Source organism: Dyella sp. Tek66A03 (assembly GCF_052567735.1).
Genome location: NZ_CP199584.1, coordinates 2,754,450 through 2,767,048 on the forward strand (window position 1 = coordinate 2,754,450; position 12,599 = coordinate 2,767,048).

The following is a 12,599-nucleotide window of genomic DNA, read 5'->3' on the forward strand; positions in this document are numbered from 1 at the left end:
GCCTAGCTTTTGCGCCCTTGACGCAAGAAATTCCGACTTGCCGCAGCCCGCGAAAAGCAGCCTCAGGCCAGCCGAACTCCATGCCAAAAATACTGCCGCTAAATCAACCTTCCGCACTGGTGGACGACGCATGGCTTGACCAGCTTCAGCGCGCCGCGTTCGAGTACTTCCCGAGCAATACGAACCCGTCCAACGGCCTGGTGGCCGATACGTCGCGCGACGGTTCTCCGGTCAGCATTGCGGTGGTGGGGCTAGCGCTGTCGTGTTACCCGGTGGCGGTCGAGCGGGGCTGGATAGGACGCGACGAAGCGGCGCGATACTGTCTCGCCGCGCTGCGTTTTTTTTCCGCCAGCGATCAGAGCGGCACGCCATCGGCGACCGGCTACCAAGGCTTCTATTTCCATTTTCTCGATATGCACACCGGCACGCGGGTATGGCAATCGGAACTTTCGATGATCGACACCGCGCTGCTGATCGCCGGCGTGCTCACAGCAGCACGGTACTTTTCCGCGGCAACCGCGCAAGAGACCGAGCTGCGCGAGCTCGCCGATGCTCTCTATTGTCGCATCGACTGGTCCTGGGCCCAGGATGGGGGCGCCACGATCCGGCAGGGATGGAAGCCCGAATGCGGTTTTTTGCATTACGGCTGGGAGGGGTATAGCGAGGCGATTGTGTTGTACGCGCTGGCCATGGGCTCGCCGACGCACCCAATCTCCGCGGAGTGCTACAAGGCATGGACGGCGACCTATCAGTGGGAAAATCTGTACGACTTCGATTTTCTCTACGCCGGCCCGCTGTTCGTGCATCACTACTCGCATGCATGGATCGACTTTCGCGGCATACGCGACAGCTTCATGCAGCAAAAACGCTCAGACTATTTTGAAAACACCCGACGCGCCACCTACATCCAGCGCGAATATGCGCAACGCAATCCGTACGAATTTGCCGGCTACGACGAAAACTGCTGGGGCCTGACCGCGTGCGACGGTCCCGTCGGCAACGTCCTTGGCGTATCAGGTGTCACGCACCGCCTGTTTGGCTACGCGGCGCGTGGCGTGCCCTTTGGGCCCGATGACGGCACCCTGTCCTGCCCGACCGTGGTCGCATCACTGCCGTTTGCGCCCGATATCGCGCTCGAGGCCATGCAATACATGCTGACGCGGTATCCGCAGATCATTACCGACGGACGCCTGGCAAGCAGTTTCAACCCGACGCTCGCCGACAGCGAGGGTTGTCCCTGGGTCTCTGCCGGGCATTACGGCCTCGATCAGGGCGTCATGATGATGATGATCGAGAACCACCGTAGCGGCTGGCTGTGGGCACTGATGCGCGAATGTCCCTATCTCATGAACGGCCTGCGCAAAGCGGGTTTTGCGGGAGGCTGGCTGGACCAGCTCGCCGCCGGCAACGCAGGGGTGAGCTGATGGCCAACTCATGGGACGCATCGGCAGCTCCGCCCGAGGATATCTACGAACGCGATCGCACCGCCAACGTGCATCCTCCGTCCTGGATCAATCCGCAGCCGGCCGCGCGCTATCAGCTGGCGGTGATCGGCGGCGGACCGGCCGGCCTGGTCGCTGCCAAGACCGCGGCGACCCTGGGTGCCAGGGTGGCCCTGATCGAGCGCGACCGAATCGGTGGTGCTTGTCTCAATACCGGCAGCGTGCCATCGAAAGCCATGATTCGTACCGCGCAGATCTATGCCGATATGCGTGATGCCAGGCGCTTTGGCGCGCAGGTTCCCACGGGTATCGAGTTCGACTTTGCCGCGGTGATGGACCGTGTGCGGCGCATTCGCTCGCATATGAGTGGCAACGAGTCCGCCCAGCAACTGGTCGATCAGGGCATTGATGTGTTCTTTGGCGAGGCCAGCTTTATCGCAGCGGACGCGATCAAGGTCGACGACCAGATCATTCGCTTCGGCAAGGCCATGATCGCCACCGGCGCACGCGTAGGCATTCCCGATATTCCAGGTCTTGCCGAAGCCAAGCCGCTGAACAGCAGGACGGTGTTCGACGTGACCGAGTTGCCGCGGCGCCTGCTGATCATCGGTGGTGGACCCGTGGGTTGCGAGATAGCGCAGGCGTTCTGCCGCCTGGGCTCGAAAACGACCATTGTGCAGGACATGCCGCTGTTCCTGGGCAATGAAGAGCGTGATGCGGCACAGATTCTGTCGGACGCGCTTGCGCGCGACGGGGTCGAAGTTCGGCTCAATACCAACGTCACCGCGGTACGCATCGAGGGCGGCGAGAAGCTGGTGGACCTGGTCAGCGACGACTACCTAAACACCATTACCGTGGATGTCATCGGCGCCGGCGTTGGCTACGCTCCCAATGTGCAGGGGCTGGGCCTGGAGGCGGCCGGTGTGGAGTACGACACCAAGAGCGGCATACGCGTGGACGACTTCATGTGTACCAGCCAGCCGAACATTTATGCCGCCGGGGACGTTTGCCTGGAGCACAGGTTTACCCATACGGCGGAGGCCTCGGCGCGCATCGTGGTGCAGAACGCGCTGTTTCGCGGGCATGAGCGCTTGAGCGCCCTGGTGCTGCCCTGGTGCACGTTCACCGACCCGGAAATTGCCCATGTCGGCCTGTATGTAAGAGAAGCCAATCGGCTTGGCATCCCGATCAAGACCTTCACCATACCCATGCATGAGGTCGATCGCGGGGTGACCGACAGCGAGCAGCGCGGCTTCGTGAAGATCCATGTCCTTGAGGGTACGGACAAGATTCTTGGCGCCACCATCGTCGCGCGCCATGCCGGCGACATGATCAACGAGATCACGCTGGCCATCATGGCGGGCATCCGACTGCGCATGCTGGCCAAGGTAATCCACGCCTATCCCACCCAAGCCGAGGCGATTCAAAAGGCCGCCGAGGCCTATTACCGGACACGCTTCACACCACGGATACAAGCCAGGTTCCGGGGTTCGCTGACGCGATGACAAAACGGCGCAGCACCCTTCCCCGGCCCATCACCAAGAAACACATCGAGATTTCAGTCGAGGACATCGTATGAACATTGGCATGATCGGCCTCGGGCGCATGGGCGCCAATATGGCCCAACGCTTGATGCAGGGCGGCCACCAGCTGGTGGGTTTCGATCTGAACGCGCAGGCGCGTAGCGAGCTGGAGAAAAAGGGTGCCCAGTCGCGCGAATCGCTGTCGGCCCTGGTGACGGCACTGAGCGCACCGCGCGTGCTGTGGCTGATGGTGCCCGCCGGCGAAATCACCGATAGCACCCTCAATGCCCTCATGCCCATGTTGCAAGCAGGCGACACCGTGATCGATGGCGGCAATTCCTACTACAAAGACACCTTGCGCCGCGCCCAGCAATTCGCCAGCAAGGACATTGCCTATGTCGATTGCGGCACCAGCGGCGGCGTGTGGGGCCTGGCCGAGGGCTATAGCATGATGATCGGCGGCGACGAAGCGGTCGTCGAACGCCTCAGGTCGATTTTCGAAACGCTGGCGCCGGGCAAGGACCAGGGCTGGAGTCGGGTCGGCCCAGTCGGCTCCGGGCACTTCGTGAAGATGGTCCACAACGGCATCGAGTACGGCATGATGCAGGCCTATGCGGAAGGCTTCGCGATACTCCAGCAAAAGCAGGCATTTGCCCTGGATCTGCACGCCATTGCCGAACTCTGGCGCTACGGCAGTGTGATTCGCTCGTGGCTACTGGACCTTACCGCCGATGCCTTGCAGAAGAATCCGCAAATGAGCGGCATTGCGCCCTACGTGGTCGACTCCGGCGAAGGTCGCTGGACGGTGGACGAGGCCATCGAGCTCAATGTGCCCGCTCCGGTGATCACCCAGTCGCTGATCGAGCGGTTGCGCTCGCGCGACAAGGATTCCTTCTCCGACAAGCTGCTGTCGGCCATGCGCAATGAATTCGGTGGCCATCCGATCAAGAAGGAATGAGCGCAGCGGTTACGGGCATCACTTGCCGAGCACGGCCTTCGCGCGCGCGTAAACGTTGTCCACGGTGAATCCGTATTTGGGCAACAGCACCTCGATAGGTGCGGAGGCGCCGAAGCGCTCAACGCCCAGCATGTCGCCGTGCGCACCGACATAGCGCTCCCAGCCTTGCGATACGCCCAGCTCGACCGCCAGTCGCGCTTTCACTGACGGCGGCAGCACTGCGTCGCGTTTGGCCTGCGGGAGTGCTTCGAACAGCTCCCAACTCGGCATGGAGACGCAGCGCACTGCGACGCCCTCCGCTTCCAGTCGCTCGGCCGCCTTGACGATAAGACTCACTTCCGAGCCCGTGGCGATAAGAATCAGTTCCGGCTTGCCGTCCTTCGCGTCGCCAAGCACGTAGGCGCCTTGCCGCAGCCCGTCTGCCGACGCGTAGCGACCGCGATCAAGCGTAGGCACTTCTTGCCGGGTGAGCGCCAGGGCCACCGGGCGGCTACGCGTTTCCACCGCCACCTGCCAGGCGACCGCCGCTTCGTTGGCGTCGGCGGGACGGATCAGCACCAGCCTAGGCATCGCCCGCAGGCTGGCCAGGTGCTCCACCGGCTGATGGGTGGGTCCGTCCTCGCCCAGGCCGATGCTGTCATGGGTGAATACGTGAATGACGTGCAGCCCCATCAGGGCCGCCAGGCGGATGGCGGGGCGCATATAGTCGGAGAAAATCAGGAACGTCGCACCGAACGGCAGCAAGCCCCCATGCGCGGCGATGCCATTGGCGATGGCGCCCATGGCATGTTCGCGCAAGCCAAAATGCAGGTTCCTGCCCTGCCGGCTCCAGCCCGCCGAGTCGGACCCCTGCAGGTCTTCACCCTTGGTAGCGTCTGGATTGAAATCGCCCAAGCCCTTCAGCGCGGTCTTGGTCGAGCTATCGAGATCGGCCGAGCCACCGGTGAGTGCGGGAAGCTTGGACGCGCTTGCGTTCATGCTCTTGCCGACGGCGTCGCGCGTGGCCATGCCTTTGGCATCCGCGGGAAAACTCGGGATATCGGCATTCCATCCGGACGGCAACTCTCCGCTCACGGATCCGATCAGCTCGGCATGCCGCTCGGGGAAGGCCTTGGCAAAAGCGCCCATCCGCACGTTCCAATCGGCCTGATCACGTTTCCCTTGATCTACCTTGGTGCGGAAGTTCTTAAGAACGTCGTCCGGCACCAGGAAATCGGGTTCGATAGGCCAACCGAGATTCTCCTTGGTCTTGCGCACATTGTCAGCGCCCAAGGGCGAACCATGCGCCTTGGTCGTGTCCTGCTCGGGCGAGCCATAGCCAAGATGCGTGCGCACGAGGATCAGCGTTGGCCGGCCTTTTTCGTTCCGGGCCGCGCGCAGCGCCTGGTCGATGGCGCCCAGGTCGTTGCCATCGGCCACCCTCAGGGTATGCCATCCATACGCCTCGAAGCGGGCGGCGCGATCCTCGGTAAAGGTCATGTCGGTGCCTGCCGCGAGCGTCACCCTGTTGTCGTCGTACAGGACGGTGAGCTTGCCGAGTTGAAGATGCCCGGCCATGGACGCGGCCTCTTGCGAGACACCTTCCATGATGTCGCCATCGCTGACGATCGCATAGGTGTAATGGTCGATCACCGTGTGCCCTGGCTGGTTGTAGCGGGCAGCCAGCTGAGCTTCCGCGATGGCCATGCCCACGGCGTTGGCAATGCCCTGCCCCAGCGGACCGGTGGTGGTTTCCACGCCCGGTGTTTCGCCGCGCTCCGGGTGCCCTGGTGTCTTGCTGCCCCACTGGCGAAATTGCTTGAGGTCGTCCATCGAGAGCGCGTAACCGGTCATATGCAACAGGCTATACAGCAGCGCGGAGCCATGGCCGGCCGACAGCACGAAACGGTCGCGATCAAACCAGTCCGGGTCTTGCGGGTTGAACCTGAGCCAGTGCATCCACAGCACGTAGGTCATGGGCGCGGCGTCAAGCGGCAGCCCGGGGTGGCCGCTATTGGCCTTTTGCACCATGTCGACGGAAAGAAAACGAAGCGTGTTGATGGATCGTTGGTCGAGATCGTTGGCCATGGGACACCTGTAGAGAGCACGCTGACACGATGCGAATGTGCGTGTGTTGCAACTTTCAGGAGTTCTTCAGTGCGGCATCCACAATCTGCTGCGCTTCCTGCAGGATGGATTTCAAATGGGCCTGATCCTTGAAGCTCTCTGCATAGATCTTGTAGATGTCTTCGGTTCCCGACGGACGCGCCGCGAACCAGCCACTCGCCGAAGTCACCTTGATGCCGCCGATCGACGCGTCGTTGCCTGGCGCGCGATCCAACACCTGCTCGATCGGCTCGCCCGCCAACTGCTTGCCCTGCACCTGCTTGGGCGAGAGCTTTGCCAGCGCGGCTTTCTGGGCCGGCGTGGCAGGTGCCTCCACCCGATCGGCACATGGTTCGCCCAGTTCGCCGACCAGATCGCGATATAGCTCGCCGGGATCGCGGCCGCGACGCGCGGTGATTTCAGCAGAGAGCAGCGCTGCAGTGATGCCGTCCTTGTCGGTGGTCCAAACGGAGCCGTCCCGACGAAGGAACGACGCGCCGGCGCTCTCTTCGCCCCCGAAACCGAGCGAGCCGCCAAACAGGCCGTCGACGAACCACTTGAAGCCCACCGGCACCTCGTAGAGCTTCCGCTGCAGGCGCTTGGCCACGCGATCGATCAGTCCGGTGCTCACCACCGTCTTGCCCACCGCAGCGCCACCACCCCATTTCGGGCGATGCTGGAAGAGGTAGTCGATCATGACGGCAAGATAGTGGTTAGCCACCAGCAGACCGCTGCTACGCGTCACGACGCCATGGCGGTCATGATCGGTATCGCAGGCGAAGGCGACGTCGTACTGACTCTTCAGTCCAATCAACCGCTGCATGGCGTAGGACGACGAAGGGTCCATGCGGATCCTGCCGTCCCAGTCGACCGTCATGAAGGCAAATTGCGGATCGACTTCTTCGCTGACTACGGTAAGGTCGATTTTGTAGCGCGCCGCGATCGGCTTCCAGTAGTGCACGCCGGCTCCGCCGAGCGGATCGACGCCCAGATGAATGCCGGCACTGCGGATCGTTTCGAAATCGATCACGCCGCCGAGATCGCCGACGTAGGCATCGAGAAAATCGTATTCATGGGTGGTGCCCGCATGGCGCGCACGACTAAGCGGCATGCGGCGGACCTCCTTGAGGCCGCCCTCGATCAGCGCATTGGCACGATCCTGGATCCAGCCGGTGATGTCGGTGTCGGCAGGGCCTCCGTTGGGCGGGTTGTATTTGAAGCCGCCGTTGTCGGGCGGATTGTGCGATGGCGTGATCACGATGCCGTCGGCCTGCCCTGCCGAACGTCCATGGTTGTAGCCGAGGATAGCGTGCGAGATCACCGGCGTCGGCGTGTACTCGCCACCCACGGCGAGCATGGTCTCCACGCCATTGGCGGCCAGCACCTCCAGCGCACTGTCCTGCGCCGGTTGCGACAGCGCGTGGGTGTCGATGCCCATGAAAAGCGGGCCATTGATACCTTTGCTCTTGCGGTACTCGCAGATCGCCTGACTGATGGAGAGCACGTGCCACTCATTGAAGCTACGCTCAAGCGAACTGCCGCGATGCCCGGATGTACCAAACTGCACGCGCTGAGCTGGCACGCCAGGATCGGGGCGCAGATCGGCATAGGCCGCGACCAGTTTCGCCACATCGAACAGTAAGGATGGCGGCGCAGGCTTGCCGGCCAGCGGGTTGATGGTGGTACTCACGAGCGCACATTCCGCCTTTGCCGGTATAGCCGGATCAAGGCGTTGCTGGAGCTGTCGTGATCGAGCTCGGGCTCGCCTGGATCGGCGATTTGCGCAGCGGTGCGCTTGGCCAGGGCCTTGCCCAGCTCCACGCCCCACTGATCGAACGAATCGATGCCCCAAATCACGCCTTGCACGAAGACGCTGTGCTCATAAAGAGCCACCAGGCTGCCGAGCGCGTAAGGGTCGAGCCGCTGCGCGAAGATGGTGGTGCTGGGCCGATTGCCCTCAAAGCGCCGTTGCGGAACCAAAGCAGGCGCGGTGCCTTCGGCTCTCACCTCAGCGGCAGTCTTGCCGAAGGCGAGCGCTTCGCCCTGCGCGATAAGGTTGGCGATCAGCAGGTCATGCTGGTCGTGGCCGTGTGTATCGATCAAGGGATTGAGCGGCTGGTAGAAACCAATGAAATCACATGGAATCAGCCGCGTACCTTGGTGAATCAGCTGGTAGAACGAATGCTGGCCGTTGGTGCCCGGCTCGCCCCAGTAGATCGGTCCGGTGTCGTAATCCACGCGCACGCCATCGAGCGTCACATGCTTGCCGTTGCTCTCCATGGTCAACTGCTGCAGATAGGCCGGAAAGCGTTTGAGGTACTGCTCGTAGGGCAGCACGGCCACGGTCGACGCGTCGAGGAAGTTGGTATTCCAGACTGCCAGCAGCCCCATGATCACCGGCAGGTTCTGCGCCATCGGCGCACTCAGGAAATGCTCGTCCATGGCGTGGAAGCCGGCCAGCATGGCGCGAAACTGATCGTCACCGATGGCCAGCATGGTGGAAAGGCCAATCGCCGAATCCATCGAGTAACGCCCGCCCACCCAGTCCCAGAAGCCATACATGTGCTCGGTATCGATGCCGAACTCAGCCACGCCCTTGGCGTTGGTCGAAACCGCTACAAAGTGCTTCGCGATAGCGCCGTCCTTTTCGGCGTCGGCACCGCCCAAGCCACGGAGACACCAGTCACGCGCCGCATGCGCATTGGTCAGCGTTTCCTGGGTGGTGAAGGTCTTGGAGCAGACGATGAAGAGCGTCTCGGCCGGATCGAGGTCACGCGTCGCCTCGACAAAGTCGGTGCCGTCGACATTCGATACAAAGCGAAACGTCATGTCGCGCTGGCTGTAGTGGCGCAGCGCCTCATAGGCCATCACCGGCCCGAGATCCGAGCCGCCAATACCAATGCTGATCACGTTGCGTATGCGCTTGCCGGTATGCCCTTTCCAGTGACCGCTGCGGACCGATTGAGTAAACGTGGCCATGCGGTCGAGCACCGCGTGCACCTTGGGAACGACGTTGCTACCGTCCACTTCGATGCTCGCATCGGCGGGCGCGCGTAAGGCGATATGCAGGACCGGGCGATTCTCGGTGGTGTTGATGCGATCACCCCTGAACATCGCGGCCCGCTGCTCCGCCAAGCCACACGCCTCGGCCAGATCACTCAGCAGTCGCAGCGTCTCATCGGTGACGCGCTGCTTGGAATAGTCGACGTACAGACCCACGGCCTCCGCGTGCATGCGTTCGCCGCGTGCTCCGTCAGCGGCGAACAGTTCGCGCAGGTGCGTCTTTCCCGCCTGCGCCACATGCTGCTCGAGCGCATGCCATGACGATAGCCGCGTAAGGTTGGGGAACGCGGGGCCACCGGCCTGGGCGTTCATGATGCCGCCCGCGCAAGTTCTTCGGTTTTGTCCGCAATACGCTGCAACAGCTGTTGCCAGGACGCGACGAACGACTTGGCACCATCCTTCTGCAGCTGGCTGGCCAGCGCATCCAGGTCGATGCCGGCCTTGGTAAATGCCGCGAGCACCTTGCTTGCATCGCCGCCGTCTTCGGCCATGACGCCTTTCAACGAACCATGCTGGCCGAACGCCAGCAGGGTCTTCTCCGGCATGGTGTCGACGGTGTCGGGTGCGGCAAGGGCTTCCACGTACAGCGTGTCCGATGCGGACGGATCCTTGGTGCCGGTGCTCGCCCACAAGAGGCGCTGCGCGCGGGCACCCGCATCGGCGAGTGCGCGCCAGCGCGGCGACGCCAGCATCGCGCGATAGGCCTTATACGTCTCCTGAGCCACCGCGATACCCAGCTTGTTGCGCAACTCGGCCGGTACTTTGTCCTTGATCGCCACATCCCAGCGGCTGACGAACACCGAAGCCACCGAGCCGACGCGTGGATCGAGCTTGGCCTGGACTCGCCGCTCGATGCCGCGCAGATAGGCTTCCGCGGCGGCCACGTATTGCTCAGACGAGAACAACAAGGTGACGTTGATCGGTATGCCGGTGAAGATCGCCTCTTCGATGGCAGGAATGCCTTCGGGGGTACCAGGAATCTTCACAAACAGATTCGCTCGCGCGGCTTGCCGATGGATGTCCTTGGCCGCCTGGATGCTCCCAGCCGAGTCGCTGGCCAGCAAGGGCGACACCTCCATCGAGACCCAGCCATCAAGCTGATTGCTGGCCTCAAACTCGGGCTGGAACAGGTCGGCGGCGCGACGCAGATCCTCCAGCGCCAGTTCCATGAAGAGCGCTTCACCCGACAGACCGGCCCTGGCCTTTTCATGGATACCCGTGTCGTAGGCATGACCGCCGCCGATGGCTCCATCGAAGATGGTCGGGTTCGAGGTGAGGCCGGTGACCGACAGCTCCTTGATGTAGCGGCGCAAGGTGCCGTCGTCGAGGATTTCCCGCGTGATGTTATCCAGCCACAGGCTTTGACCGAGTTGATGTAGTTGCTGGGTGGGTTTCATGGCTACTCCGGTAAAACAAAGGCAGGATCAGCACGAAAATCGGACAACGCGTAGCGGGCAAGCTCGCCAATATGAGCGACGGTCACGTCGGGCACGGGATCGAGCGTGGAGGACTCGGCCTGGGCCGCGTAGTGGCCTTGCTGCACGAAGACCGTGGTAAGACGCTCGCCGAGCAAGCGCTTCATGGCGGCCAGAAGCCGGGGCTTGTCGTCGACCATCACATAGTGGGAGGCGGGGAAACTCTGCTGCATGGGCTCGCTCATATGCTCCTTGTGCACATAGATGAGCACCCGGCCAGCGACCGCCTGCCACAGGCCCGATTGATGGATCTTGTGCGGCTGAAACACGATGTCGCCATCCGAAAGAATGACGGTGGTACCCAGCGTGCCAAGATGCCTGAGGGTTTCCAGCGCGCCGGGGTACAAGCCATCGGCAAACGGGTAGTCGAGCAGGTAAGAGGAAAGCCGCAACAGCGACGGGTTGGCCTCGCAGCCGAGTCGAAATTGCTGGAGCGCGCCAAGATAATCGGCGTAGCCAAGCCGGTCCCGCAGCGTTTCATAGATGGACCAGTAGCGCTTGCGCTCATCCTCGCCGAACTGCGCATCCAGCGTGGCCGTAATGTCGGAGGCGAAGCGATCGTTATCGAACAAGGTGTTGTCGACATCAAGAAGGAACACCACCGATCCTGTCTTCAGCACGGCTTGCTCTCCTCCGGCTGCGGGTTATGCCAGCCGCCCTTGATAATGCTGTCGGCGGCTGCCGGCCCCCAGCTGCCCGCGTCGTATTCGATCAAAGGCACCGTGTTGTTTAGTATCGGATCAACTACCGACCAGGCGGTCTCAACGGACTCATCGCTGGTGAACTGGGCGACGTCACCGTGGATCGCACCCCCTAGCAGGCGCTGGTAAGGCAGCTCATCGCGTTGTGTTTGATGCCGCGCCACCAGTTCCACTGACTCTCCACGCATCGCTTCGCCCGACTGCTTCACCTGGGCGCCGAGGGAAATGATGACTTCGGGGCTGACGCGGAATCGAAAATGATTGGCCTGCGTTGGCAGCACGTCGTCGAACACGGCCAAGGGCGGATGCTTGAGCGTCACGAATACCTCCGAGCAGGTGATGGGCAGGCACTTGCCCGTGCGTATATAAAAAGGCACACCAGCCCAGCGCCAGTTGTCGATATGCAGGCACAGCGCGGCGAAGGTTTCCACCTGGGAGTCCGCCGCCACACCCTTCTCGTCGCGGTAGCCGCGAAACTGGCCCCGCACGACGTCTTCAGGGCGCAATGGGCGCATCGCGCGAAACAGGCGCAATTTCTCGGCACTCATGGCCACGGCGTCTCGTCCGACCGGCGACTCCATCGCCAGCAAGGTGGACACCTGCAGCAAATGGTTTTGTACCACGTCGCGGATGGCGCCGGTTTCTTCGTAGAAGCCGCCACGCCCTTGCACACCGAAGTTCTCTGCCATGGTGATCTGCACGCTTTCGATATAGGTGCGATTCCAAACCGGCTCAAGAAAGGTGTTGGCAAAGCGGAAGTACAGCAGGTTCTGCACGGCCTCCTTGCCCAGATAGTGGTCGATACGAAAGATGTCAGACTCGGCAAAGACTTCGTGCAAGGTTTGATTCAGGGCCCTGGCGGATGCCAGGTCGTGCCCGAACGGTTTTTCGATGATGATGCGCGCGCCCTTGGCACAGCTGGATCTCGCCAGGCCATGGACGACCGTGCCGAACATGCTGGGCGGGATGGCCATGTAATGCAGAGGGTGACTGGCGCCGCCCAAGGCCTGCTTCAGACGGTCGTACGTTGCCGGGTCGTTATAGTCTCCATCGATGTATTGCAGTCGCGCGGAGAGCCGGCTGAAGGCCTCCTCGTCGATACCGCCGTGCACCTTGAGGCTGTCGCGCGCCCGCTCGCGCAGCTGCTCCGCTGTCCAGTTGGCATAAGCCACGCCAATGACCGGCATGTCGAGCTCACCGGCACGCGTAAGCGCCTGCAATGCGGGGTAGATCATCTTGTACGCCAGATCGCCCGTCGCACCAAAGAAGACGAAGGCGTCGGAACGAATGGCGCTCATGAAGTGAACCTATGTCGTTGCCACATACATCTGGTACGCGGGAAACACTGAGCT

At 62.3% G+C, this 12,599-nt stretch carries 9 protein-coding genes; 3 read left to right on the forward strand and 6 right to left on the reverse strand.

Going from position 1 to position 12,599, the window contains the following annotated elements:
• The first annotated feature begins 80 nt into the window (after positions 1 to 80).
• From ACT01B_RS12135 to gnd, 3 genes are all read left to right on the forward strand, one after another.
• Positions 81 to 1,424, forward strand: coding sequence for a glucoamylase family protein (locus ACT01B_RS12135; protein WP_445143515.1), 1,344 nt, complete (start codon positions 81 to 83; stop codon positions 1,422 to 1,424).
• Positions 1,424 to 2,947 (forward strand): mercuric reductase, encoded by a 1,524-nt coding sequence (locus tag ACT01B_RS12140; RefSeq protein ID WP_445143516.1) that lies wholly within the window; start codon positions 1,424 to 1,426, stop codon positions 2,945 to 2,947. The genes ACT01B_RS12135 and ACT01B_RS12140 overlap by 1 nt, the downstream gene beginning before the upstream one ends.
• Before the next feature lie 70 nt (positions 2,948 to 3,017).
• A complete protein-coding gene (gene gnd, locus ACT01B_RS12145) occupies positions 3,018 to 3,923 on the forward strand; it encodes a phosphogluconate dehydrogenase (NAD(+)-dependent, decarboxylating) (protein ID WP_445143517.1) in 906 nt (301 codons plus the stop codon).
• Positions 3,924 to 3,941: 18 nt separating this feature from the next.
• On the opposite strand, the gene tkt is transcribed toward gnd, so the two are convergent.
• From tkt to zwf, 6 genes are read right to left on the reverse strand one after another with little or no spacing between them, the layout of a single operon-like run.
• Complete coding sequence (gene tkt, locus ACT01B_RS12150; protein WP_445143518.1) at positions 3,942 to 5,990, reverse strand: transketolase; 2,049 nt, start codon at positions 5,988 to 5,990, stop codon at positions 3,942 to 3,944.
• A 55-nt stretch (positions 5,991 to 6,045) separates the two neighbouring features.
• Positions 6,046 to 7,698, reverse strand: coding sequence for a phosphoglucomutase (alpha-D-glucose-1,6-bisphosphate-dependent) (gene pgm, locus ACT01B_RS12155; RefSeq protein ID WP_445143519.1), 1,653 nt, complete (start codon positions 7,696 to 7,698; stop codon positions 6,046 to 6,048).
• On the reverse strand, positions 7,695 to 9,383 hold the full coding sequence (gene pgi / locus ACT01B_RS12160; protein WP_445143520.1) for a glucose-6-phosphate isomerase: 1,689 nt from the start codon (positions 9,381 to 9,383) through the stop codon (positions 7,695 to 7,697). Before pgi ends, pgm begins: the two co-directional genes overlap by 4 nt.
• Positions 9,380 to 10,468 (reverse strand): transaldolase, encoded by a 1,089-nt coding sequence (gene tal / locus ACT01B_RS12165; protein WP_445143521.1) that lies wholly within the window; start codon positions 10,466 to 10,468, stop codon positions 9,380 to 9,382. The genes pgi and tal overlap by 4 nt, the downstream gene beginning before the upstream one ends.
• 2 nt (positions 10,469 to 10,470) lie before the next feature.
• The gene (locus ACT01B_RS12170) at positions 10,471 to 11,166 is read right to left on the reverse strand and encodes an HAD family hydrolase (RefSeq protein ID WP_445143522.1); all 696 of its coding nucleotides are present in this window, start codon (positions 11,164 to 11,166) and stop codon (positions 10,471 to 10,473) included.
• Positions 11,160 to 12,545, reverse strand: coding sequence for a glucose-6-phosphate dehydrogenase (gene zwf, locus ACT01B_RS12175; RefSeq protein ID WP_445143523.1), 1,386 nt, complete (start codon positions 12,543 to 12,545; stop codon positions 11,160 to 11,162). The genes ACT01B_RS12170 and zwf overlap by 7 nt, the downstream gene beginning before the upstream one ends.
• Between the last annotated feature and the right edge of the window lie 54 nt (positions 12,546 to 12,599).

What these genes read in the sequence shown, in the direction of transcription:
- ACT01B_RS12135 (WP_445143515.1), top strand. Translation starts at nt 81, where the DNA reads ATGCCAAAAATACTGCCGCTAAATCAACCTTCCGCACTGGTGGACGAC.
- ACT01B_RS12140 (WP_445143516.1), top strand. Translation starts at nt 1,424, where the DNA reads ATGGCCAACTCATGGGACGCATCGGCAGCTCCGCCCGAGGATATCTAC.
- gnd (WP_445143517.1), top strand. Translation starts at nt 3,018, where the DNA reads ATGAACATTGGCATGATCGGCCTCGGGCGCATGGGCGCCAATATGGCC.
- tkt (WP_445143518.1), bottom strand. Translation starts at nt 5,990, where the DNA reads ATGGCCAACGATCTCGACCAACGATCCATCAACACGCTTCGTTTTCTT.
- pgi (WP_445143520.1), bottom strand. Translation starts at nt 9,383, where the DNA reads ATGAACGCCCAGGCCGGTGGCCCCGCGTTCCCCAACCTTACGCGGCTA.
- tal (WP_445143521.1), bottom strand. Translation starts at nt 10,468, where the DNA reads ATGAAACCCACCCAGCAACTACATCAACTCGGTCAAAGCCTGTGGCTG.
- zwf (WP_445143523.1), bottom strand. Translation starts at nt 12,545, where the DNA reads ATGAGCGCCATTCGTTCCGACGCCTTCGTCTTCTTTGGTGCGACGGGC.